The sequence below is a fragment of the Streptomyces longwoodensis genome (genome assembly GCF_001514125.1).
GTDB classification, from domain to species: Bacteria; Actinomycetota; Actinomycetes; order Streptomycetales; family Streptomycetaceae; genus Streptomyces; species Streptomyces longwoodensis.
In genome coordinates, this window is the sequence record NZ_KQ948554.1 from 368,608 (window position 1) to 391,834 (window position 23,227).

A 23,227-nucleotide genomic window follows, 5' to 3' on the forward strand; every position below is an offset into this window, starting at 1 on the left:
CCGCGCCCCCACCCCACGCACCCCCACCGCCCCAGCCCAGCGCAGCGACATGGCAGGCTTGGCACATGGCCGCGCAGATCAACCCCAGCATCCTGTCCGCCGACTTCGCCCGCCTCGCGGACGAGGCCAGGGCGGTCGACGGAGCCGACTGGCTCCACGTCGACGTGATGGACAACCATTTCGTCCCCAACCTCACCCTCGGCGTGCCGGTCGTGGAGTCCCTGGCCCGGGCGACGGACACCCCGCTGGACTGCCACCTGATGATCGAGGACCCCGATCGGTGGGCCCCGCAGTACGTCGAGGCGGGTGCTTCCTCGGTCACCTTCCACGTGGAGGCCGCGGCCGCCCCGGTGCGCCTGGCCCGCGAGATCCGCGCCAAGGGCGCCCGTGCCTCCATGGCGCTCAAGCCCGCGACGCCCATCGAGCCGTTCGAGGACCTGCTGCCCGAGCTCGACATGCTGCTGGTCATGACGGTCGAACCGGGCTTCGGCGGCCAGGCGTTCCTCGACATCATGCTCCCCAAGATCCGCCGCACCCGTGAGCTGATCAGCAAGCACGGCCTGCAGCTGTGGCTCCAGGTGGACGGCGGGGTGTCGGCCTCGACGATCGAGCGCTGCGCCGAGGCGGGCGCGGACGTCTTCGTCGCCGGGTCCGCCGTCTACGGCGCCGACGACCCGGCCGAGGCGGTGCGGGCCCTGCGCTCCCAGGCCGAGGCCGCCACCGCCGGAGCGTCCTGGGCGTGCGACCACTGAGCCACGGGTACGTGAACGACTCCCATCCGGGCTGATCGGCCGCGCCGGATCTGCAAGGATGAACGGCGAGTCCAGAGTGTGAACACCAGAGTGTGAACAGCAGTGAGGAGATCGCCGTGTCGGGTATGTCGGCGGGCCGGTCAGCCATGCGGATGGGACCCGCTGAGCTGGTGCAGGCGGCGGCCATGGCCCGCCGCTTCTACCTCGAGGGGAAGTCCAAGATCCAGATCGCCGAGGAGTTCGGCGTCAGCCGCTTCAAGGTGGCCCGCGTTCTGGAGACGGCCCTCGAACGGGATCTCGTGCGCATCGAGATCCGCGTGCCGGCCGAGCTGGACGCCGAGCGCTCCGACGCGCTCCGCGCCCGCTACGGCCTGCGGCACGCCGTCGTGGTCGAGTCCCCGGCCGATGCCGAGGAGACGCCCGACCCGGAGAACCTGGGGGAAGTGGCCGCCGACCTGCTCGGCGAACTGGTGAACGAGGGGGACGTACTGGGACTGGCCTGGGGCCGGTCCACCATCCACATGGCGGCGGCGCTGGACCGGCTGCCGCCGTGCACGGTGGTGCAGCTGACGGGTGTGTACGACGCCGGGACCGCCGAGCGCGGCTCGGTGGAGGCGGTGCGCCGGGCCGCCCAGGTCTCCGGCGGCGACGCGCACCCCATCTACGCGCCGATGCTGCTGCCGGACGCGGCGACCGCGGCCGCGCTGCGCAACCAGACCGGGATCGCCCGGGCCTTCGAGTACTTCGACAAGGTCACCGTCGCCTGCGTCTCCATCGGCTCCTGGGAGCCGGGCATCTCCACGGTGCACGACATGCTCAGCGACGAGGAGCGGGCGCACTACGCCTCGCTCGGGGTCGCCGCGGAGATGTCGGCGCACCTGTTCGACAGCGAGGGGCGGCGCGTCGGACGGGACCTGGGGGAGCGGTGCATCACGGTCAAGGCCGACCAGCTCCGCCGCATTCCCGAGGTGGTGGCGATCGCGGGCGGCCAGCGCAAGGCGGCCGCGATCGACGCGGTGCTGCGGTCGGGGCTCGTCACCAGCCTGGTGACGGACACCTCCGCGGCCGACTACCTGATGACCGCGGGGCCGACGCCCAGGTCCGCGCTGAACCGGGCGGACCCGGACGGGGTCTGACCACAGCAGCACAGCAGCACAGCAGCACAGCAGCACAGCAGCACAGCAGCACTCGCGAGGAGCCGCGGTGGCAGGGGTGACCCGCCGTCGCGGCTCTTCCGCACGCGCGCCCGTCCTGGAGGATCCTCCCAACCGCCCCTGACCAGCCTGGACGTTCTGCCCGGGCATGACCGGGCGGACGTCATGGGAGAATGAAGTACGTGCTCTTTTCCCCCTGGCACACCTGTCCGGGGGTCACCTCTGATCGACTGGGATGTGCAGCACGTGCGTTTCCTCAACGACATCCGGCCCGCGTACGACCTGACGTACGACGACGTCTTCATGGTGCCGAGCCGCTCCGCGGTCGGATCGCGGCAGGGCGTCGACCTCTCCGCCCCGGACGGCACCGGCACCACGATCCCGCTGGTCGTCGCCAACATGACCGCCATCGCCGGCCGCCGCATGGCCGAGACCGTGGCCCGGCGCGGCGGTCTGGTGGTGATCCCGCAGGACATCCCGATCGACGTCGTCACCGAGGTCGTCGGCTGGGTCAAGAGCCGCCACCTGGTCCTCGACACCCCGATCGTGCTCGCCCCGCACCAGACGGTCGCCGACGCGCTGTCCCTGCTGCCCAAGCGCGCGCACAACGCGGGCGTCGTGGTCGACGCCGAGGGCCGGCCGGTCGGTGTCGTCACCGACCGGGACCTCACCGGCGTCGACCGCTTCACCCAGCTCGAGCTGGTCATGTCCAAGGACCTGCTGCTGCTCGACGCGGACATCGACCCGCGCGAGGCGTTCAACCGGCTCGACGCGGCCAACCGGCGCTACGCCCCGGCCGTCGACGCCGACGGGCGGCTGGCCGGCATCCTCACCCGCAAGGGCGCCCTGCGGGCCACGCTGTACACCCCGGCCGTCGACGCGCACGGCAAGCTGCGCGTCGCCGCGGCCGTCGGCATCAACGGCGACGTGGCAGGCAAGGCCAAGCAGCTGCTCGACGCGGGCGTGGACACCCTCGTCATCGACACCGCGCACGGCCACCAGGAGTCGATGATCAGCGCCGTCCGGCTGGTGCGCGCGCTCGACCCCCAGGTGCCGATCGTGGCCGGCAACATCGTCTCCGCCGAGGGCGTCAAGGACCTGGTCGACGCGGGCGCCGACATCATCAAGGTCGGTGTGGGACCGGGCGCCATGTGCACCACCCGCATGATGACGGGCGTGGGCCGGCCGCAGTTCTCGGCGGTCCTGGAGTGCGCCGCCGAGGCGCGCAAGTACGGCAAGCACGTGTGGGCCGACGGCGGTGTCCGCCACCCCCGCGACGTGGCGATGGCCCTCGCGGCGGGCGCGTCCAACGTGATGATCGGCTCCTGGTTCGCCGGCACCTACGAGTCGCCGGGCGACCTTCAGCACGACGCCTCCGGGCGCCCCTACAAGGAGTCCTTCGGCATGGCCTCCGCGCGGGCGGTGGCCAACCGGACCTCGGAGGAGTCGGCGTACGACCGCGCCCGCAAGGCGCTGTTCGAGGAGGGCATCTCCACCTCGCGCATGTTCCTCGACCCGGCGCGCCCGGGCGTCGAGGACCTGATCGACTCGATCATCGCGGGCGTCCGCTCCTCCTGCACCTACGCCGGCGCCGCCTCCCTGGAGGAGTTCGCCGACAAGGCCGTCGTCGGCATCCAGAGCGCGGCCGGCTACGCCGAGGGCAAGCCGCTGCACGCCAGCTGGAGCTGACCCCGCCGCCCGCGCGGGCCCGTGGCGCGCAACGCCGCCGGGGGCCCGCGCAACGAACACGCGCCCCGTCCCGATGAACGCAACGATCGTTCGGCGAGGCGCAAGGTTGCTGCATTTCACCAGCAACGCCCGGGCTCGTAGGGTTCTGGGCTGTACACAGCTCGGCGGGGACCCCGCTCGGTGGGTCCCTGCTGGCGCAGGGCCGCTGCCGGTTCCCCCGCCGCCCGGACGGCAGCGACGAAGGAGTCATGCGTGATCGACCAAGGCGCACCCCCGCAGGAGCGCGGCCAGACCGTCGCCCGGACCCCCGGGCTCGGTGCGCGCCTCATGCGCCGCAAGCCCGTGGAAGTGCTGGTCGCCGAGGGCGGCCAGGGCGAGGGCGGAACCCTGCGGCGCTCGCTGGGACTGTGGCAGCTCACCATGATCAGCATCGGTGCCACCCTCGGCACCGGCATCTTCGTCGTGCTCGGCGAGGCGGTCCCCAAGGCCGGTCCCGCGGTCACCCTCTCGTTCGTGATCGCCGGTCTCACCGCCCTGTTCTCGGCCCTGTCCTACGCCGAACTGGCGGGCACCATCCCGGTCGCCGGCTCCTCGTACTCGTACGCTTACGCAACGATGGGCGAGCTGATCGCCTGGGTGTGCGGCTGGTGCCTGGTGCTGGAGTACGGCGTCTCGGTCGCCGCCGTGGCCGTCGGCTGGGGCGAGTACCTCAACGAGCTGCTCGACGGCACGATCGGCGTGACCCTGCCGGACGCCCTGTCCGCCCCGCCCGGCGACGGCGGCGTGTTCAACCTGCCCGCCCTGATCGTCGTCCTGCTGGCCATGGCGTTCCTGCTCGGCGGGGCCCGCGAGTCGGCCCGCGCCAACACCGTCATGGTGGCCGTGAAGATCGCCGCGCTGGTGCTGTTCTGCGCGATCGGCGTGCAGGGGCTGCGCAGCGGCAACTACGAGCACTTCATGCCGCTCGGCATGAGCGGCGTCAGCGCGGCCGGGGCCACGCTGTTCTTCTCGTACATCGGCTTCGACGCCGCCTCCACCGCGGGCGAGGAGGCCAAGGACGCCCAGCGCGACCTGCCCCGCGCCATCATGCTGTCGCTGGTCATCGTCACCGCGCTGTACGTCCTGGTCGCGGCCGTCGCCGTGGGCGCCAAGCCCTGGCGGCAGTTCAACGACTCCGAGGCCGCGCTCGCCCAGATCATGCGCGACGTCACCGGCCAGGGCTTCTGGGCCACGCTGCTCGCGGCCTGCGCGGTCATCGCCATCGCCAGCGTCGTGCTGACCGTGCTCTACGGCCAGACCCGCATCCTCTTCGCGATGTCCCGCGACGGGCTCGTGCCCAAGGTCTTCTCCCGGGTCCACCCGAAGACCGGCGCCCCCCGCGCCAACACGGTGATCGTGTCCCTGTTCTGCGGTGTCCTCGCCGCGGCCGTCCCGCTGGGCCAGCTCGCCGACGCCACCAGCATCGGCACGCTGTTCGCCTTCGCGCTGGTCAACGTGGCCGTCGTGGTGCTGCGCCGGACCCGCCCGCAGATGAACCGCACGTTCCGGGTCCCGCTCTCGCCGCTGCTGCCCGCGCTGGGCTTCGCCTTCTGCGTGTGGATGATGGGCAGCCTGTCCACCGTCACCTGGGTGGTCTTCGGCGTCTGGATGGCGGTCGGGCTCGTGGTCTACTTCCTGTACGGCCACCGCCGCTCCCGTCTTGCCCCGCCCGCGCCATCCGAGAAGTGATCGACCGACCGTGCTGAACGATCTCGACGAACGCATCGTGCACGCCCTCGCCGAGGACGCCCGCCGCTCCTACGCGGACATCGGGTCCCTGGTCGGCCTGTCCGCGCCCGCCGTCAAGCGGCGCGTGGACCGGCTGCGGGCCACCGGAGCCATCACCGGCTTCACCGTTCGGGTCGACCCGGCGGCCCTCGGCTGGCAGACCGAGGGGTTCGTCGAGATCTACTGCCGGCGCCACACCTCCCCGGAGACCATCCAGCGCGGTCTGGAGCGCTACCAGGAGGTGGTGTCCGCCTCCACCGTCACCGGTGACGCGGACGCCGTCGCGCAGGTCTTCGCCGCCGACATGCGCCACTTCGAGCGCGTGCTGGAGCGGATCGCCGGGGAACCGTTCGTGGAGCGCACCAAGTCCGTGCTGGTGCTCTCCCCCCTGCTGCGGCGCCACTCGGCGGGCTCGCCGACCTGAGGGGAAGCCCTGCCCCGGCCGCCGGGGGCCCCGGAAACCACTGGTGCCCCCGTCCCGCCCCGCCCTACGATCGGGACATGACCCGACGACATTGATCCTCCACGAGATCATCCGAGACCCGGCTGACGCGCACCCTGTACGCGTACGCGTTCCTCGACGAGTTCGTCCTGCTGTACCCGGTGTACGCGCTGCTGTTCGCCGACACCGGGCTGTCCCTCTGGCAGATCTCCTCGCTGTTCGTGCTCTGGTCGCTGACGGGGCTGGCCCTGGAGGTCCCCTCGGGCGTGTGGGCCGACGCCTCCTCCCGCCGGGCCCTGCTGCGGCTCGGCCCCCTGCTGGGCGCCGTGGGCTTCGCCCTGTGGGTCGCCGTGCCCTCGTACGCGGCCTTCGCGGCCGGTTTCGTGCTGTGGGGCGCCCGCGGCGCGCTCGGCTCGGGTGCCCTGGAGGCGCTGGTCTACGAGGAGCTGGACCGCCTCGGCTCCGCCGACCGCTACGCCCGCGCCATGGGCCGGGCCCACGCGGCCGGGCAGGTCGCCGTGGTCTCAGCGATGGCGCTGGCCGGGCCGGTGCTGGCGTGGGGCGGCTACCCGGCCGTCGGCGCGGCGAGCGTCGCGGCCTGTCTGCTGACCGCGCTGGTGGCGGGCCGCCTCCCCGAGCACCGCACCGGCGACCCGGCACCCGAGCACGGGGCCGCGAGCATGCGCTCCGGGCTCGCCGCGGCCCGCCGCGACCGCTCCGTGCGCGGAGCCCTGCTGCTGGTCCCGGCGGTGGCGGCGGTGTGGGGCGCGCTCGACGAGTACACGCCCCTGTTGGTCCGTGGCACCGGGGTCCCGGACAGCACGGTGCCGTACGCCCTGGTGCTCATCTGGACCGGGGTGACCACGGGCAGCCTGCTGGCCGGACCGGGCGGCCGGCTCGGCCGCCGGGGCCTCGCCGCGCTGCTGGCGCTCTCGGCGCTCGCCCTGGCCGCCGGCGCGCTCAGCGGCGTCCCGGCGGGCATCGCCCTGGTCGCCGTGGCCTTCGGCGGCTTCCAGCTCGCCACCGTCGTCGCCGACGCCCGCCTCCAGGAGCGCATCGAGGGCACCGGCCGGGCCACCCTCACCTCGATCGCGGGCCTCGGCACCGAGGCCGTCACCCTCACCGTCCACGGCCTGTACGCCGTCCTCGGCACCACCGCCGCGCACGGCACGGTGTTCGCGCTCTGCGCGGTCCCGTACCTGGTCACGGCCCTGTGCCTGGCCCTGGCCCGCAGGCCGCGCGAGATCGTCCGGCGGCGGCGCAACGAATCGCCGCGCGGCGGCCGATGAGCGCAACGAACCGTGCACCAGCGCGCAACGGCTCCGCCTTGTCCGGTTCGCGCGGCCGACCGTACGGTCTACGTGGCCCCCCGACCCCCTCCGCACGGTGAGGAACACGCATGCGCACAGCCCTGCTCCAGAGCTCCGGCCGCCCGGGCTCGGTCGCCGAGAACCTCAAGGTCCTCGACGAGGCCGCGGGCCGTGCCGCCGACGCGGGAGCCGGACTGCTCATCACCCCGGAGATGTTCCTGACCGGCTACGCGATCGGTGACGACATCGCCCGCCTCGCCGAGCCCGCCGACGGCGACTCGGCGGACGCGGTCGCCGAGGTGGCCGGCCGGCACGGCCTGGCCGTCGCCTACGGCTACCCCGAGCGGGCGGGGGAGGGCGTGTACAACGCCGTGCAGCTGATCTCCGCCGACGGCGTCCGGCTCGCCGGCTACCGCAAGACCCACCTGTTCGGCTGCTTCGAGCGCGACCACTTCACGCCGGGCGACCAGCAGGTCGTCCAGGCCGAGCTGAACGGCCTCACCGTCGGCCTGCTCATCTGCTACGACGTCGAGTTCCCGGAGAACGTGCGGGCCCACGCCCTCGCGGGCACCGACCTGCTGGTCGTGCCGACGGCGCAGATGCACCCGTACCAGTTCGTGGCCGAGTCGATGATCCCGGTGCGGGCCTTCGAGAGCCAGATGTACGTCGCCTACGTCAACCGGGTCGGCCCGGAGGGCGCGTTCGAGTTCGTCGGGCTGTCCACCCTGGCCGGCCCCGACGGGGTGGCCCGGGCCCGCGCCGGACGCGCCGAGCAGCTGGTGTTCGCCGACGCCGACCCCGTCTTCCTGGCCGCCTCCCGCGAGGCCAACCCGTACCTGGAGGACCGCCGTCCCGGTCTGTACGGGTCCCTGGTCTGACCCCGCCGGTCCGACACCCCCACGCAGTCCCACTTGTGCAAGGAGTCCGTACCCCATGACGTCCACGGTGCCCAACGCCGTCGAGCACACCGACGAGCAGCAGCCGCCGATCACCATGTTCGGCCCGGACTTCCCGTACGCCTACGACGACTTCCTCGCCCACCCGGCGGGCCTCGGGCAGGTGCCGGCGACCGAGCACGGCACGGAGGTCGCCGTCATCGGCGGCGGCCTGTCCGGTCTCGTGGCGGCGTACGAGCTGATGAAGATGGGCCTGAAGCCGGTCGTCTACGAGGCCGACCAGCTCGGCGGCCGGCTGCGCACGGTGGGCTTCGACGGCTGCGACGAGTCGCTCAACTGCGAACTCGGCGCGATGCGCTTCCCGCCGTCCTCCACGGCCCTGCAGCACTACATCGACCTGGTGGGCCTGCACACCCAGCCCTTCCCCAACCCGCTGGCCGAGGCGACCCCCTCCACGGTCGTCGACCTCAAGGGCGAGTCCCACTACGCCGAGACGATCGACGACCTGCCGCAGGTGTACCGGGACGTCGCCGCCGCCTGGGGCACGTGCCTGGAAGAAGGCGCCGACTTCTCCGACATGAACCGGGCCATGCGGGAGCGCGACGTACCGCGCATCCGCGAGATCTGGTCCCGGCTGGTCGAGGAGCTCGACAACCAGACCTTCTACGGCTTCCTCTGCGACTCGGAGGCGTTCCGCTCCTTCCGCCACCGCGAGATCTTCGGCCAGGTCGGCTTCGGCACCGGCGGCTGGGACACCGACTTCCCCAACTCCATCCTGGAGATCCTGCGGGTCGTCTACACCGAGGCCGACGACCACCACCGCGGCATCGTCGGCGGCTCGCAGCAGCTGCCGCTGCGCCTGTGGGAGCGCGAGCCGGAGAAGATCGTCCACTGGCCGTACGGCACCTCGCTGAAGTCCCTGCACGCGGACGGCGAGCCCCGGCCGGCCGTGACCCGGCTGCACCGCACCGCGGGCAACCGGATCACCGTGACGGACGCGCACGGCGACATCCGCACCTACCGCGCGGCGATCTTCACCGCCCAGTCCTGGATGCTGCTGTCGAAGATCCAGTGCGACGACTCGCTGTTCCCGATCGACCACTGGACCGCGATCGAGCGCACCCACTACATGGAGTCCAGCAAGCTGTTCGTGCCGGTCGACCGGCCGTTCTGGCTGGACAAGGACGAGGACACCGGGCGGGACGTCATGTCGATGACGCTCACCGACCGCATGACCCGCGGCACCTACCTGCTGGACAACGGCCCGGACCGGCCCGCCGTCATCTGCCTGTCCTACACCTGGTGCGACGACAGCCTGAAGTGGCTGCCGCTGTCCGCGAACGAGCGGATGGAGGTCATGCTGAAGTCCCTCGGCGAGATCTACCCCAAGGTCGACATCAGGAAGCACATCATCGGCAGCCCGGTGACCGTCTCCTGGGAGAACGAGCCCTACTTCATGGGCGCGTTCAAGGCCAACCTGCCCGGCCACTACCGCTACCAGCGGCGCCTGTTCACGCACTTCGTGCAGGACCGGCTGCCCGAGGACAAACGGGGCATCTTCCTCGCCGGGGACGACATCTCCTGGACGGCCGGCTGGGCCGAGGGCGCGGTGCAGACCGCCCTGAACGCGGTCTGGGGCGTCATGCACCACCTCGGCGGCGCCACCGACCCGTCCAACCCCGGCCCCGGCGACGTGTACGACGAGATCGCCCCGGTCGAACTGCCCGAGGACTGACCGGGTCGCGGCGCGCGGGACGCGGTCCGCGGCGCCGCGTCAGTCGGCCAGCGGGGTCAGCAGCATCCGGCTCGCGAAACCGACCGCCGCGTCCAGGCGGTCGGTGAACCCCTGCGCCACGTCGGGCAGTCCGCGCAGCGCCCACAGCGCGCGGGCCGCCGCCCAGGTGGCCTCGCGGGCCCGCTCCAGGCTCCACGCGCCGAGCAGGTGGGTGAGCGGGTCCGCGATCTGCAGCAGGTCCGGGCCCGGCATCAGCTCCTCGCGGATGTGCTCCTCCAGCGCGATCAGCAGGTCGCCCACCCGGTCGAACTCGTCCTCCAGCTCGCCGGGTTCGCAGCCGAGCGCCTGACAGGCGTCGACCACGGCGAGCGCCAGGTCGTGGCCGATGTGGGCGTTGATCCCGGCGAGCGCGAACTGCAGCGGCCGTACGCCGGGATGGCGGCGCCACTGGAACAGCGGGCGCCAGCAGGCGGGCGGGCGGCGGTCGGAGCCGGCCGCGTCCACGGCCGCCAGGTAGCGCTCGGCGAACCGCACGTCCAGCGTGCTCGCCGCGCGCGGGTCCGCGAACCGGCCCGCGTCGAGCTGCCGGTCGACCTCCTGGGTCACGGCCAGGTAGACGCGGTTGAACACCGCGACCCCGTCCCGGGCGGGGAGTGTCGCGGCCAGGGCGCGCATGCGGGAGAGGACGGTGTCCACCCCGGTGGTGAGCTGTTCCGAAGGCGGCATGGGACGAAGGGTGGCAGTCCCGGGCCGTGCCGGTGGCCGACCGGCCGGGGACTTCGCCGGAACGGGGGAACCCCGTCCGATGCCGCCCGGGACTACGGCCGGGTGTGCGGGTCCCGTGCGGCGGCGGGGCCGGTGTCCGCGTCGTAGGAACTGGTGCCCTCGTCCAGCAGGGGCCGCTGGGTCTTGAGGTGGGCCGGGGCGAAGGCGCGCAGGGCGTGGTAGCCGGTGATGACGACCAGCGTGCCGAGCGCGATGCCGCTCAGCGAGAAGTTGTCGCTGATCTTCATGGTGACGTTGCCGACGCCGATGACGACGCCCGCGGCGGCCGGGACCAGGTTGAGCGGGTTGCGCAGGTCCACCCCGGCGTTGAGCCAGATCTGGGCGCCGAGCAGGCCGATCATGCCGTAGAGGATGACCGTGATGCCGCCGAGCACCCCGCCGGGGACGGCGGCGACCACCGCGCCGAACTTCGGGCACAGGCCGAACAGCAGGGCGAAGCCCGCGGCGGCCCAGTACGCGGCCGTGGAGTAGACCCGGGTCGCGGCCATGACCCCGATGTTCTCGGAGTAGGTGGTGTTGGGCGGGCCGCCCAGCGCGGTGGACAGCATCGAGCCGAGGCCGTCGGCGGAGATCGCCGTGCCGAGCTTGTCGTCCAGCGGGTCGCCGGTCATCTCGCCGACCGCCTTGACGTGCCCGGCGTTCTCCGCGACCAGCGCGATCACCACGGGCAGCGCGACCAGCACCGCCGACCACTGGAACGACGGTCCGTGGAAGGACGGCAGGCCGATCCAGTCGGCGTGGGCCACGCCCGACAGGTCCAGGCGCCAGTGGTCGGTGACCTTGCCGCTCGCGTCGGCCGAGTGGATCCGGCCGAAGACCCGGTCGCAGGCCCAGGACAGGACGTAGCCGAAGACCAGACCCAGGAAGATGGCGACGCGCGACCAGAAGCCGCGCAGGCAGACCACGGCCAGACCGGTGAACAGCATCACCAGCAGGGCGGTCCACTGGTCCTGCGGCCAGTACGTCGACGCGGTGACCGGTGCCAGGTTGAAGCCGATCAGCATGACCACCGCGCCGGTCACCACGGGCGGCATCACCGCGTGGATGATCCGCGCCCCGAAGCGCTGCACGGCGAGGCCGACGACGAACAGGGCCACGCCGACCACGAACACCGCGCCGGTCACCGTGGCGCTGGTGCCGCCCTGGGCGCGGATCACCGCCGCGACGCCGACGAAGGACAGCGAGCAGCCGAGGTAGCTGGGCACCCTGCCGCGCGTCGCCAACAGGAAGATCACGGTCGCGACGCCCGACATCATGATCGCCAGGTTGGGGTCCAGGCCCATCAGGACGGGTGCCACGAAGGAGGCCCCGAACATGGCCACCACGTGCTGTGCGCCCAGTCCGACCGTGCGGGGCCAGGTGAGCCGCTCGTCGGGGCGGACCACCGCCCCGGGCGCCGGGGTGCGTCCGTCGCCGTGCAGTGTCCAGCGGACGCCAAGATCCATGGTGCGGGTCGCTTTCGTCGTACCGTGCGGTTGTCCGGACCATTGTCACGTGTCACGGGAGGGTGAGCGTCCGCTTAGGATGGGATGTCTGCCCACTGCACCGAGTTCCCCCAGGAGCGCCACCCGTGACCGCCGAAGCACCGACCGCCCCCGCCCCGTCGTACGGCCGGCTGATCCCCGTCACCGTCCACTTCGACGACCTGGACGCGCTCGGCCTGCTGCACAACGCGCGCTACCCGCTGCTCGTGGAGCGCGCGTGGACGGAGCTCTGGCAGCAGCACGGGGTGCGGTTCGAGGGCGACTGGGCGGCGGCCGGGGACGCCTGCAACGCGGTCAAGGAACTCCGCCTCACCTACGAGGCCCCCGTCACCCGGCCCGGCACCTACGCCGTGCACCTGTGGCTGGACCGCCTGGGCACCACCGGGCTGACGTACGGCTTCCGCTTCTGCTCGGCCGACGGGGCCACCACCTACGCCCGCGGCACCCGCGTCCTGGTCCGGCTGGACCCGCACACCCTGCGGCCGGCGCCGTGGAGCGACACCCTCAGGAGTGCCGGTCGGGAACTGCTGCGGCCGGCCGGCTGAGCTTCGGCCGGTTGCGCTCACCGGAGCGCAGCACGCCCGCGAAGGCGGCGAGCCCGCACGCCAGCACCGTGACCACCACGAACGACACCGTCAGGTTCGCCGCCTGCGCCACCCCGCCGATCAGGCTCGGGGCGACCAGCCCCGAGGTGTAGGTGATCGTGGCGACACCCGCGATGGCCTGGCTCGGGTTGGGGCCGCTGTGGCCCGCGGCCGCGAAGCACAGCGGGACGACCACGGCGATCCCGAGGCCCATCAGGGCGAAGCCGGTCATGGCCACGGCCGGGTGCCCGGCGAGCACGATCAGCAGCCCGCCGAACGCGGCGAGCACACCGCCGGCCCGCACGGTCCCCACCGAGCCGAACCGGTTGACCACCGCGTCCCCCGCGATCCGGGCCACCGCCATGGTGAGCATGAAACCGGTCGTGCAGGCCGCGGCCAGCCCCGCCGAGGACTCCAGCCGGTCCCGCAGGTACACCGCGGACCAGTCCAGGCTCGCGCCCTCCGCGAACACCGCGCAGAACCCCACCGCGCCGATGAGCAGCGCCGACCGGGGCGGCAGCGCGAACCGCGGCGGTGCCTCGTCCTCCTCGGCCGCCCGCAGGTCCGGCACCCAGCGGCAGACCACCAGGCCCAGCACGGTCAGCACGGCCGCCGCCAGCGCGAAGTGCACCCGTGCGTCCGAACCCAGGTGGGCGGCGAGGGTGCCCGCCGCCGAGCCGACCAGCGCGCCCGCGCTCCACATGCCGTGCAGCCCGGACATGATCGACTTGCCGAGCCGGTGCTCCACCTCCACGCCCAGGGCGTTCATCGCCACGTCCGCCATCCCCGCGCTCGCGCCGTAGACGAACATCGCCAGGCACAGCGTGAGCAGGTTCGGCGCCAGGGCCGGCAGCACCAGGGACACGGTCCACATCGCGAGCAGGGCGCGCAGGGACGTACGGCTGCCGAAGCGGTGCGTGATCCCGCCGGCCAGCGGCATCGCGCAGGAGGCGCCGAACGCCGTGAACGCCAGCGCGAACCCCAACTGGCCCGCGCTCAGCGAGGCGTGGTCCTGGACCCAGGGCACCCGGGTCGCGAAGGTGCCCGTCACGGCGCCGTGCACCGCGAACACGGCCGCCACCGCGTACCGGGCGTGCCGTACCGCGCGCTGCTCGTCCACCACTTCCGTCATCCCGGACCCTCCCCGACATACGTCTCCCAGTCGTGCCGACGTAAACTATCAGGAACCCTGCCTGATAGATAGCGGGGAGAGAGCGGTTACTCCGACCGCGGCCCCGGCGGCCGCGCCGATCTGGGAGGATCCCCGGCATGCCCGCATCCCCGAGCACCGCCCGGGCCATGAACGACCGGCTCGCGCTGCGCCTCCTCCAGCAGCAGGGCCCGCTCACGGCGACACAGCTCAAGCAGCACACCGGCCTGTCCCGGCCGACCGTCGCCGACCTCGTCGACCGGCTCGCCGCGTCCGGGCTCATCGAGGTCGTCGGCGAGGCCGGCGCAGAGCGCCGCGGCCCCAACGCCAAGCTCTACGGCATCGTCGCCGACCGCGCCCACCTGGCCGCCCTGGACGTGCGCACCGAGGGCGTCTCGGTGCTGGTCTCCGACCTGGTCGGACGGGTGCTCGGCGAGGCGTCGGTGCCGATCGGTGGCGACACGGGCACCGGGCACGCCGTCGAACAGGCGGTGGCGCTCGTGGAGCGGGTGGCGAAGGAGGCGGGCGCCGACCGCCTGCACACCGTCGGGATCGGCGCGCCCGGGCTCATCGACCCGGCCACCGGCGAACTGCGCGACTCCGGGGGCCTGCCCGCCTGGCACCGGCGGCTGGTGGCCGCCCTCCAGGAGCGGCTGCCCGCGGCCCGCGTCACCGTGGAGAACGAGACCAACCTCGCCGCCCTGGCCGAGCAGCGCGACGGCGCGGCCCGCGACCGCGACACCTTCGTCCTGCTGTGGCTGGGCATCGGCACCGGCGCCGCCGTCGTCCTCGACGGCCATCTGCGCCGGGGCGCCTCCGGCGGCACGGGCGAGATCGGCTTCCTGCCGGTGCCGTGGACGCGGGGCCTGCCGTCGGCGACGGACTGCGAGGGCGGCTTCCACTCCCTGGCCAGCTCGGCGGCGATCGCGGAACTGGCCGAGCGGCACGGTGTGACGGCGCCGGCCGGCACGGAGGAGCCGCTGGGGGCGGGGCTGGTGCGGGCGGCGGTGGAGGCCGTGGCGGCGGGCGGGGCCGGGACGGGGGCCGGGGACGCGGGTGCCGGGCCCGGTGGCGGGGCCCGGACCGGGGGAGCGGACGTCGGGTCGGCGGGCGCCGGGAGTGCCGAAGGTGCCGAGGGCGGCGGGGCCGGGGATGCCGAGGGCGGGGCCGGGGCCTTCCTCGACGCCCTCGCCGACCGGGTCGCCCTCGGGGTGGCCTCCGTGGTGGCCGTGCTGGACCCCGGGTGCGTGGTCCTCGGCGGGGAGGTCGGCCGGGCGGGCGGGGAGGAGCTCGCCGGCCGGGTGGAGGAGCGGATCCGGCGGATGGCGCCCCTGCCGACCGAGGTGCGCGCCGGTGTCCTCGGCGGTGCGGCGGTGCTGCGCGGGGCGCTGCTCACGGCCCGGGAGGCGGCCCAGGAGGAACTGTTCTCGCCCCTCGACCGCTGAGCACCGCGCCCCTGGGCCCCGGCGGGCTCAGGGGCGCGGTCGCTGGACGTCGCCGTGTTGGGAGGCCCGGCGGCGGGCAAGGGCCGTCGTCACCGCCGCCGGGCCCGCTTCGCGGGTCAGCAGGCTCCGAGGTCCTGCCAGACCCCCCACTCACCCGTGGTGCCGGGCTCCTCGCCCTTGGTCCACCACTTGGCCTTCCACGAGTGCCCCTTGTGGGAGACGACAGTCCCCCCGAGGTACTCGCCGGTGGCGTTCCACGCGGCCGCCGTGCAGGCGCCGTTGGACGGGGACGGGCTGCCGGAGGGTGAGGGGCTGCCGGAGGGGCTGGGGCTGGTCGAGGGGGACGCCGAGGGAGAGGGCGAGGGGGAGGTGCTGGCCGTGGGGGAGGGGCTCGGGCTCGTGCCCGGGCTCACCACCGTGGTCCCGCGGGCCAGGTCCCCGGCCAGCGCGTACGTCCGGCCGCCGAAGGTCACCGTCCAGTTGGACGGGGTCGACACGGGCAGGTAGTACACGAAGTCCAGCTCCACCGACGCCCCGGGCGCCAGCGTCTGCCAGCTCGGCAGCTTCAGCGACACGCGGTGGTAGTCGCCCTTGAGGCCGCCGACGTTGTTCCCGGTGTGGTCGCTGCGGATCACCGAGGTGCCCCAGCCGGACTGGTCCTTGGCGTTGCCGGGCGCGGAGGTGCCGTAGTCGAACTGGAACTCCGTGCCGCCCGGCAGCGTCACCTGGGTGTTGTTGGTGATCTTCAGCTTGGGGCTGATCGGGTAGTTGGAGTCGCCGAGCGGGAACTGCCCGAAGTCCACGCCGATGTCCAGCGCCTGGGTCGGCAGGTCGGTGGTGGCCCGCTTCGCGCCGTACGGGGAGGCCGACTTGAACTTCTCGTACATCGCGGAGGTCAGCGTGGAGCCGGGCTCGTACTGCCCCTTGGCCGCGTTCCAGCCGTAGTCCCCGGCCAGCTCCCACACCATCGTGCCGCCGATGCCGTGGGAGACCACGTAGTCGGCCTTGGCGTTCACCGACTGCTCGTCCTCGGTGGACAGGAACACCTTCTTCTCGGCGTTCCACAGCCAGGGCGCCACCAGCGTGGCGTCGTACTTGCGGGCGTAGGTCCCGGTCAGCCTGGTGCCGGCCGGGAAGCCGTAGCGGGTGACGTAGTCGCCGACGACGCCCTTCTCCAGGTTCTTCGCGTGCCACATCGGGTTGGACCCGGCGGGCGCCTCCCGGCCGGCCGTGTCCTGGTCGTGCCAGAGGTTGTCGATGCCGACGGCGCCGTCACCGCACTTGGTCAGGCCCGACCCGGCCGGGCAGGTGGTGGTGGCCGCCTTGCCCCACAGGCCGTCGGTGCCGCCGGTGACGTTCTTGAAGCCCCGGGTGTAGTACGGCAGTCCGATGTTAATCCGGCCGGCCGGCATCGACCCGCGGAAGTAGTGGTAGGCCCAGTCGGTGTTCAGGTAGCCGGTGCCGCCGTACTGGGAGGTGGAGTAGACGCCCGCCGCCGCGAGCTCGGCGTCCTTGCCGTCGTCGAAGAGCGAGGCGTTCGGCCCCACGTACTCGTTCCAGGCGCCGTGCAGGTCGTAGGACATGATGTTGACGTAGTCCAGGTACTTCTGGACCTGGAAGGTCTCCATGCCGCGCAGGAGGTAGCCGGAGGAGGGGGCGGCGACCGACAGCAGGTAGTGCCGGCCGTCCGACGCGCCCGCGCGGTCCAGCTTCTCGCGCAGCGTCTTCATCAGCGCCGCGTAGCCCTTGACCAGACCGGCCCGGCGGGCGTTGGACAGGGACCAGTCGAGCGGGTTGCCCGAGTCCTTCATGGTCGTCGGGTACTCGTAGTCGATGTCGACGCCGTTGAAGCCGTACTTCCGCACGAAGTCCACGGCCGAGTTCGCGAACGTGTCGATGCCGGCCTGGTTGACCGAGCCGTCCGCGTTCGTGGCCAGGGAGTAGAAGCCGCCGGAGTTCACCCGGGCCCCGCTGTCGTCGAAGTAGCCCCCGGTCTCGGCCCAGCCGCCCACCGAGATCAGCGTCTTGACGTTCGGGTGCTGCTTCTTGAACTTGTTCAGCAGGTTGAAGTGGCCCTGGTAGGGCAGCGCCGGGTCCATCTCGGCCCCCGCCACGCCCGGCCAGGTCGTCCCGGTCGCCGCGTTGGCCGCGCCGTCGGCGCCCACGGAGATCCGGTTGCCGCCGTCGACGTGCGCGAAGGCGTAGTTGACGTGGGTGACCTTGTCCCACGGGATGTCGGAGGCCAGGTAGGCGGGCGTGCCGTCCTTGCCGGTGCGCCAGCCGGTGAAGTAGCCGATCACCCGGCGCTGGTGGTCGGGGCCCATCTTCTCCCGGCCGGCCGAGTCGTAGACCGAGCAGTACGGGACCTGGACGCCGGGGGTCTCGTAGAGCCCGTCGGGTCGGCAGGCCTCCTGGTCGGCGGCCTGCGAGGCGGTCGCCGGGAGTCCGGCGAGCAGCAGGCCGGCGAGCGCCGCGAGGCCCGCGTACAGCGCGGGGCCCGGGCGGCGGCGGGGATGACGTGAGGGGGACGGCACGGTCGGTTCCTCTCCACGGAAGTTGCGCAGACCCTAGAGAGGACTAGACCACTGCGTCAATAGGTATGGACCAATCCCAAGGGATCGGCGTGGGCGGGGAGTTGGCCACCGGGACGCAGGGGGCGTCACGGGAGGATCCGGAGAAGTCCCCACCCGTCGCTTGTGAGCCAGCCCACACGGCCCACCCGCGTGGGCGCCGGGCGGTCGTGGCACACTGGCCCTGTACCAACAGCAGCGCACTCCGGGGTCGGTGAAAGTCCGAACCGGCGGTTACAGTCCGCGACCCGGTCGCTTCCAGCGGCCGGTTGACCAGGTGGAATTCCTGGACCGACGGTTAAAGTCCGGATGGGAGGCAGTGCGCGGCGGGCGAGCATGCGTGCGCGCCGCCGATCCGCTCGTCCCCTGGGACGAGTCCGTCCGGCGTCGCTCCCGGCGTTCTCGCGCGTTCCTTCTGTCGTCTCGACAGGCCCCGGAGTCCGTGCCCGAAGAGGCAGGAGGACCCGGGAAGTGTTCACCGGAATCGTCGAAGAGCTGGGCGAGGTCACGGCCGTCGAGACCCTCGATGACGCGTGTCGCTTCCGGCTGCGCGGCCCCGTCGTCACCGACGGCGCGAAGCACGGAGACTCCATCGCCGTCAACGGCGTCTGCCTCACGGTCGTCGAGCACGAGGGCGACGAGTTCACCGCCGACGTCATGGCGGAGACCCTCCACCGGTCCAGCCTCGGCGCCCTCACCGTCGGCTCCCGCGTCAACCTCGAGCGCCCCACCGCCGTGGGCGCGCGCCTCGGCGGGCACATCGTCCAGGGACACGTCGACGGCACCGGCGAGATCGTCGCCCGCACGCCGTCCGAGCACTGGGAGATCGTGGAGATCTCGCTGCCCGCGCACCTGTCCCGGTACGTCGTGGAGAAGGGCTCCATCACCGTCGACGGCATCAGCCTCACGGTCGTCGAGGCGGGCACCGACCGCTTCACCGTCAGCCTCATCCCCACCACGCTCGCCCTGACCACGCTCGGCCGCAAGCAGCCCGGCGACCCGGTCAACCTCGAGGTGGACGTCGTCGCCAAGTACGTCGAGCGCCTGCTCGCCGCGGGCCGGGCCGACCAGGCGGGCCAGGCGGGACAGGGGGCGGCACGGTGAACTGGCTGAACTCCGAGGCGTTCGTCCTCCTCGACCAGCACATCATCTGGTCCGACATGATCGGCAACATCCTGGGCCTCATCACCCTCGGCCTCGGCTGGCGCCGGTCCCTCATGACCTGGCCCGTGCAGTTCCTGTCCGGCCTGGTGCTGTTCACCGCCTTCTACGGCCACCTCGCCGGCAGCGCCGGCAAGCAGGTCGTCGTCATGGTCGTCGCGCTCTACGGCTGGTGGCAGTGGCAGTGGCAGCGCGGCCGGGGCCGGGCCGACGACGGCCGGATCACCGTCCGCTTCGCCACCTGGCGCGAGCGCGGCGCGATGCTGGCCACGGCCGCCGCCGGCACCGTCGCGGTGGCCCTGCTGTTCAAGGCGTACCCCAGCCTGTCCTGGGACCCCTGGCCCGACGCCTACATCTTCGTCGGCACCGTCGTCGCCATGTACGCCCAGGCCAAGGGCATGGTCGAGTTCTGGATCGCCTGGCTGCTCGTCGACGTCGTCGGCGTCCCGCTGAACTTCGCGAACGGCTACGCCTTCTCCGGCTTCGTCTACGTCATCTACGGCGCGCTCGTCCTGTGGGGCATGCGCGACTGGTGGCTGCGCTCCCGCCGGGACGCGCGGCCCACTCTGGAGGGAGCACCGGCATGAGCACGGCACCGATCCTCTACAGCACCGACGGCATCGAGGACTTCGCGCTCGACCCGGTCGAACAGGCCGTCGCCGACATCGCGGCCGGCCGCCCGGTCGTGGTCGTCGACGACGAGGACCGCGAGAACGAGGGCGACCTCGTCATCGCCGCCGAGATGGCCACGCCCGAGATCGTCGCCTTCATGATGAGCGAGTGCCGGGGCCTGATCTGCGCCCCCATGGAGGGCGACGAACTGGACCGGCTGCAGCTGCCGCAGATGGTCCAGGACAACACCGAGTCGATGAAGACCGCCTTCACCGTCTCCGTCGACGCCTCCGGCGCCCACGGCGTCACCACCGGCATCTCCGCCGCCGACCGCGCCACCACCCTGCGGCTCCTCGCCGGCGGCGACGCGGGACCGGGCGACTTCGTCCGCCCCGGCCACGTCTTCCCGCTGCGCGCCCGCCCCGGCGGCGTCCTGGTGCGCAACGGCCACACCGAGGCCGCCGTCGACCTCGCCCGCCTCGCGGGGCTGCGCCCGGCCGGCGCCATCGTGGAGATCGCCGGCGAGGACGGCCGCATGCTGCGCCTGCCCGAGCTGATCCCCTTCGCCCGCAAGCACGGCCTGACGATCATCTCCATCGAGGACCTGATCGCCTACCGCCGCGACGCCGAGCCCACCGTCCGCCGCGAGGCCGAGGTCCACCTGCCCACCACGCACGGCACCTTCACGGCGTACGGCTACCGCTCCACCGTCGACGGCGTCGAGCACGTCGCCCTGGTCCACGGCGACCTCGGCGACGGCGAGGACGTCCTGGTCCGCATGCACTCCGAGTGCCTGACCGGCGACGTCTTCGGCTCCCTGCGCTGCGACTGCGGCCCGCAGCTCGACGCGGCCCTGGAGCGCGTCCGCGCCGCCGGCCGCGGGGTCGTCGTCTACCTGCGCGGACACGAGGGGCGCGGCATCGGCCTGCTGTCCAAGCTGCGCGCCTACGAACTCCAGGAGCGCGGCCACGACACCCTGGACGCCAACCTGGAGCTCGGCCTGCCGGCCGACGCCCGCGACTACGGCGCCGGCGCGCAGATCCTCACGGACCTCGGCGTGCGCAGCGTGCGCCTGATGACCAACAACCCCGACAAGTCCGACGCGCTGGCCCACCACGGCATCACCGTCTCCGCCAGGGAGCCGATGCCCGTCCAGGCCGACGAGCACAACATCCGCTACCTGCGCACCAAGCGGGACCGGATGGGTCACGACCTGCCCTGGCTGGACACGGCCCCCGTGTCCCCCTGCGGCACCCAGTGACACCAGCAACACCCCGAGCGCGGAGCAACACCCGCACAGGCACTGAAGGAGACACGTGAGCGGCAAGGGTGCACCGGAGCTGTCCGTACGCAATGTGGGCGACCTGCGGGTCGCCGTCATCGCGGCGCAGTGGCACGAGAAGGTGATGGACGGCCTGGTGGACGGCGCCCTGCGCGCCCTGCACGAGCTGGGGATCGACGAGCCGACCCTGCTGCGCGTGCCCGGCAGCTGGGAACTGCCGGTGGTGGCCAAGGCGCTGGCCGGCCGGGGCTACGACGCGATCGTCGCCCTCGGCGTCGTCATCCGCGGCGGCACCCCCCACTTCGACTTCGTGTGCCAGGGCGTCACCCAGGGCCTGACCCAGGTCTCCGTGGACACCGGCGTGCCCGTCGGCTTCGGCCTGCTCACCTGCGACACCGAGGAGCAGGCCCTGGACCGCGCGGGCCTGCCGGGCTCGAACGAGGACAAGGGGCACGAGGCGGTGACCGCCGCGGTGGCCACGGCGGCCACGCTCCGCTCAGTATCCGAACCGTGGCACTAGGTCCCGCGGCACAGCGCGTAAAGTGGGCGCCACCATGTCCAAGAAGACGTTCGAGGAGCTCTTCACCGAGCTCCAGCACAAGGCCGCCCAGGGCGACCCCGCCACCTCCCGCACCGCCGAGCTGGTCGGCAAGGGGGTCCATGCCATCGGCAAGAAGGTCGTCGAAGAGGCCGCCGAGGTCTGGATGGCCGCCGAGTACGAGGGCAAGGAGGCGGCCGCCGAGGAGATCTCGCAGCTGCTCTACCACGTCCAGGTGATGATGGTCGCCCGCGGGATCTCCCTGGACGACGTCTACGCCCACCTCTGAGCCGTACCGCCCGCCCCGTCCAGCGCGTCCCAGCGCACCCACCAGCGAACGAACGAAGGAAGCCGACCTCATGCTGCGCATCGCCGTCCCCAACAAGGGTTCCCTCTCCGGCCCTGCGGCGGACATGCTGCATGAGGCCGGCTACCAGCAGCGCCGGGAGTCCAAGGAACTGCGCATCGTCGACCCGGAGAACGAGGTCGAGTTCTTCTACCTCCGCCCCCGCGACATCGCGATCTACGTCTCCTCCGGCCGCCTCGACATCGGCATCACCGGCCGCGACCTGCTGATCGACTCCGGCGCCAACGCCGAGGAGATCCTCCCGCTCGGCTTCGCCCGCTCCACCTTCCGCTTCGCCGCCAAGCCGGGCACCGCGGACGCCATCGGCGACCTGGCGGGCAAGACGGTCGCCACCTCCTACGAGGGCATCGTCGCCAAGCACCTCGCGGACAGCGGCGTCGACGCCTCGGTCGTCCACCTCGACGGCGCCGTGGAGACGGCGATCGAGCTGGGCGTGGCCGAGGTCATCGCGGACGTCGTCGAGACGGGCACCAGCCTGCGCAACGCCGGCCTCGAGGTCTTCGGCGAGCCGATCATGACGTCCGAGGCCATCGTCGTCCGCCGCACCGGCGCCGACGCCGAGGAGCCCAAGGTGCAGCAGTTCCTGCGCCGCCTCCAGGGCGTCCTGGTCGCCCGGACCTACGTGATGATGGACTACGACTGCCGTGTCGAGCAGCTCGAGAAGGCCGTCGCGCTCACCCCGGGCCTGGAGTCGCCGACGGTCTCCCCGCTGCACAACGAGGGCTGGGTCGCCGTCCGCGCCATGGTCCCCTCGAAGGAGGCCCAGCGGATCATGGACGACCTGTACGCGATCGGCGCCCGGGCCATCCTGACCACGGCCATCCACGCCTGCCGCCTCTGACCCCGACCGCGGCCACCGCACCCGTCGCCTGTGAGGGACCACCCCCCGATGTCCGACCCGACCCCGCTGCCCGACCTCCCGGTCACCTTCCGGCCGGGCCGCACCCGCGTGATCCTGCTCACCGCGGGCCTCGCCATCTTCGTGGTGATCACGACGATCGCGATGCTCCTGGAACAGCTCGGCCCGGGGGAGCGGCTCAGCTTCATCCTCACCGGCGCGCTGATCTTCGGCGTGCTCGCGCTGCTGGCCCGGGTGCGGGTCGTCGCCGAGGACTCCGGGGTGACCGTGGTCAACATCGCGAGCCGACGGCGCCTGGAGTGGGCGCAGATCCTCCGGGTGAACCTGCGTCCGGGTGATCCCTGGGTGTTCCTCGACCTCAGCGACGGCACCAGCCTGCCCGCGCTCGGCATCCAGCCCGGCGTCGACAAGCAGCAGGCCATCGCCCACACCCGCACCCTGCGGGCGCTGGCCGAGGCCCGCTCGGTCCACGACCCGGGGCGGCCCCAGGGCTGACCGCGCCCCGGATCCGGGACGGCTCCGGGTGGTTCACCCTGCCCGAAGCGGGCCCGTCCCGATTAACCTGGTGGCGGAGGCGTTGTCGTGCCTCCGCCACTGACGTACCACCCGGACTCAGAGGTTCCCGACTACCCGAGGAGTGACTC

Annotated in this window: 21 protein-coding genes and 1 riboswitch; of the genes, 17 read left to right on the forward strand and 4 right to left on the reverse strand. The window is 72.6% G+C overall.

Annotation, left to right across the window (positions count from 1 at the left end):
- Positions 1 to 65 precede the first annotated feature (65 nt).
- The 8 genes from rpe (at position 66) to AQJ30_RS19580 (ending at position 9,745) form a co-directional block, all read left to right on the forward strand.
- Positions 66 to 752 (forward strand): ribulose-phosphate 3-epimerase, encoded by a 687-nt coding sequence (gene rpe / locus AQJ30_RS19545; RefSeq protein ID WP_067235568.1) that lies wholly within the window; start codon positions 66 to 68, stop codon positions 750 to 752.
- A gap of 92 nt (positions 753 to 844) precedes the next feature.
- On the forward strand, positions 845 to 1,888 hold the full coding sequence (locus tag AQJ30_RS19550; protein WP_079084148.1) for a sugar-binding transcriptional regulator: 1,044 nt from the start codon (positions 845 to 847) through the stop codon (positions 1,886 to 1,888).
- A 255-nt stretch (positions 1,889 to 2,143) separates the two neighbouring features.
- Positions 2,144 to 3,595 carry a GuaB1 family IMP dehydrogenase-related protein gene (locus AQJ30_RS19555; RefSeq protein ID WP_079084149.1) on the forward strand — a complete coding sequence of 484 codons (1,452 nt, stop codon included), beginning with the start codon at positions 2,144 to 2,146 and terminating at the stop codon, positions 3,593 to 3,595.
- A gap of 252 nt (positions 3,596 to 3,847) precedes the next feature.
- Entirely contained in the window at positions 3,848 to 5,323 is a 1,476-nt protein-coding gene (locus tag AQJ30_RS19560) for an amino acid permease (RefSeq protein ID WP_067235574.1), read from the forward strand.
- A gap of 10 nt (positions 5,324 to 5,333) precedes the next feature.
- A complete protein-coding gene (locus AQJ30_RS19565) occupies positions 5,334 to 5,786 on the forward strand; it encodes an Lrp/AsnC family transcriptional regulator (RefSeq protein WP_067235577.1) in 453 nt (150 codons plus the stop codon).
- A gap of 122 nt (positions 5,787 to 5,908) precedes the next feature.
- Complete coding sequence (locus tag AQJ30_RS19570; RefSeq protein WP_067235580.1) at positions 5,909 to 7,093, forward strand: MFS transporter; 1,185 nt, start codon at positions 5,909 to 5,911, stop codon at positions 7,091 to 7,093.
- Positions 7,094 to 7,203: 110 nt separating this feature from the next.
- Positions 7,204 to 7,992 (forward strand): carbon-nitrogen hydrolase family protein, encoded by a 789-nt coding sequence (locus tag AQJ30_RS19575; protein ID WP_067235581.1) that lies wholly within the window; start codon positions 7,204 to 7,206, stop codon positions 7,990 to 7,992.
- 55 nt (positions 7,993 to 8,047) lie between these two features.
- Positions 8,048 to 9,745, forward strand: a complete 1,698-nt coding sequence (locus AQJ30_RS19580) for a flavin monoamine oxidase family protein (protein ID WP_067235584.1) — start codon at positions 8,048 to 8,050, stop codon at positions 9,743 to 9,745.
- 39 nt (positions 9,746 to 9,784) lie between these two features.
- On the opposite strand, the gene AQJ30_RS19585 is transcribed toward AQJ30_RS19580, so the two are convergent.
- Complete coding sequence (locus tag AQJ30_RS19585; protein ID WP_067235586.1) at positions 9,785 to 10,471, reverse strand: DUF5995 family protein; 687 nt, start codon at positions 10,469 to 10,471, stop codon at positions 9,785 to 9,787.
- A gap of 92 nt (positions 10,472 to 10,563) precedes the next feature.
- On the reverse strand, positions 10,564 to 11,976 hold the full coding sequence (locus AQJ30_RS19590) for a uracil-xanthine permease family protein (protein WP_067235588.1): 1,413 nt from the start codon (positions 11,974 to 11,976) through the stop codon (positions 10,564 to 10,566).
- A gap of 125 nt (positions 11,977 to 12,101) precedes the next feature.
- Here AQJ30_RS19590 and AQJ30_RS19595 point away from each other — a divergent pair, with 125 nt between their 5' ends.
- Positions 12,102 to 12,560, forward strand: a complete 459-nt coding sequence (locus tag AQJ30_RS19595) for an acyl-CoA thioesterase (RefSeq protein ID WP_067235592.1) — start codon at positions 12,102 to 12,104, stop codon at positions 12,558 to 12,560.
- On the opposite strand, the gene AQJ30_RS19600 is transcribed toward AQJ30_RS19595, so the two are convergent.
- Positions 12,520 to 13,731 (reverse strand): MFS transporter, encoded by a 1,212-nt coding sequence (locus tag AQJ30_RS19600; protein ID WP_067235595.1) that lies wholly within the window; start codon positions 13,729 to 13,731, stop codon positions 12,520 to 12,522. The genes AQJ30_RS19595 and AQJ30_RS19600 overlap by 41 nt on opposite strands.
- 137 nt (positions 13,732 to 13,868) lie before the next feature.
- Here AQJ30_RS19600 and AQJ30_RS19605 point away from each other — a divergent pair, with 137 nt between their 5' ends.
- The gene (locus AQJ30_RS19605; protein WP_067235596.1) at positions 13,869 to 15,194 is read left to right on the forward strand and encodes an ROK family transcriptional regulator; all 1,326 of its coding nucleotides are present in this window, start codon (positions 13,869 to 13,871) and stop codon (positions 15,192 to 15,194) included.
- Positions 15,195 to 15,310: 116 nt separating this feature from the next.
- Here AQJ30_RS19605 and AQJ30_RS19610 read toward each other — a convergent pair whose 3' ends face one another.
- Positions 15,311 to 17,728 carry a chitinase C-terminal domain-containing protein gene (locus tag AQJ30_RS19610; RefSeq protein WP_067235599.1) on the reverse strand — a complete coding sequence of 806 codons (2,418 nt, stop codon included), beginning with the start codon at positions 17,726 to 17,728 and terminating at the stop codon, positions 15,311 to 15,313.
- Between the two features lie 232 nt (positions 17,729 to 17,960).
- Positions 17,961 to 18,091: riboswitch (FMN riboswitch) on the forward strand.
- A gap of 144 nt (positions 18,092 to 18,235) precedes the next feature.
- Here AQJ30_RS19610 and AQJ30_RS19615 point away from each other — a divergent pair.
- The 7 genes from AQJ30_RS19615 (at position 18,236) to AQJ30_RS19645 (ending at position 23,078) form a co-directional block, all read left to right on the forward strand.
- Positions 18,236 to 18,868: a riboflavin synthase gene (locus AQJ30_RS19615; protein ID WP_067235602.1), complete on the forward strand. Its 633-nt coding sequence runs from the start codon at positions 18,236 to 18,238 to the stop codon at positions 18,866 to 18,868.
- On the forward strand, positions 18,865 to 19,512 hold the full coding sequence (locus tag AQJ30_RS19620) for a nicotinamide mononucleotide transporter family protein (protein ID WP_067235604.1): 648 nt from the start codon (positions 18,865 to 18,867) through the stop codon (positions 19,510 to 19,512). Before AQJ30_RS19615 ends, AQJ30_RS19620 begins: the two co-directional genes overlap by 4 nt.
- On the forward strand, positions 19,509 to 20,798 hold the full coding sequence (locus AQJ30_RS19625) for a bifunctional 3,4-dihydroxy-2-butanone-4-phosphate synthase/GTP cyclohydrolase II (protein WP_067235607.1): 1,290 nt from the start codon (positions 19,509 to 19,511) through the stop codon (positions 20,796 to 20,798). The genes AQJ30_RS19620 and AQJ30_RS19625 overlap by 4 nt, the downstream gene beginning before the upstream one ends.
- A 55-nt stretch (positions 20,799 to 20,853) precedes the next feature.
- Entirely contained in the window at positions 20,854 to 21,339 is a 486-nt protein-coding gene (gene ribH, locus AQJ30_RS19630; RefSeq protein WP_067235609.1) for a 6,7-dimethyl-8-ribityllumazine synthase, read from the forward strand.
- 34 nt (positions 21,340 to 21,373) lie between these two features.
- Entirely contained in the window at positions 21,374 to 21,646 is a 273-nt protein-coding gene (locus tag AQJ30_RS19635) for a phosphoribosyl-ATP diphosphatase (RefSeq protein ID WP_019983911.1), read from the forward strand.
- A 70-nt stretch (positions 21,647 to 21,716) separates the two neighbouring features.
- Positions 21,717 to 22,565, forward strand: a complete 849-nt coding sequence (gene hisG / locus AQJ30_RS19640; RefSeq protein ID WP_067235612.1) for an ATP phosphoribosyltransferase — start codon at positions 21,717 to 21,719, stop codon at positions 22,563 to 22,565.
- 48 nt (positions 22,566 to 22,613) lie between these two features.
- The gene (locus AQJ30_RS19645) at positions 22,614 to 23,078 is read left to right on the forward strand and encodes a PH domain-containing protein (protein ID WP_067235615.1); all 465 of its coding nucleotides are present in this window, start codon (positions 22,614 to 22,616) and stop codon (positions 23,076 to 23,078) included.
- Positions 23,079 to 23,227 lie beyond the last annotated feature (149 nt).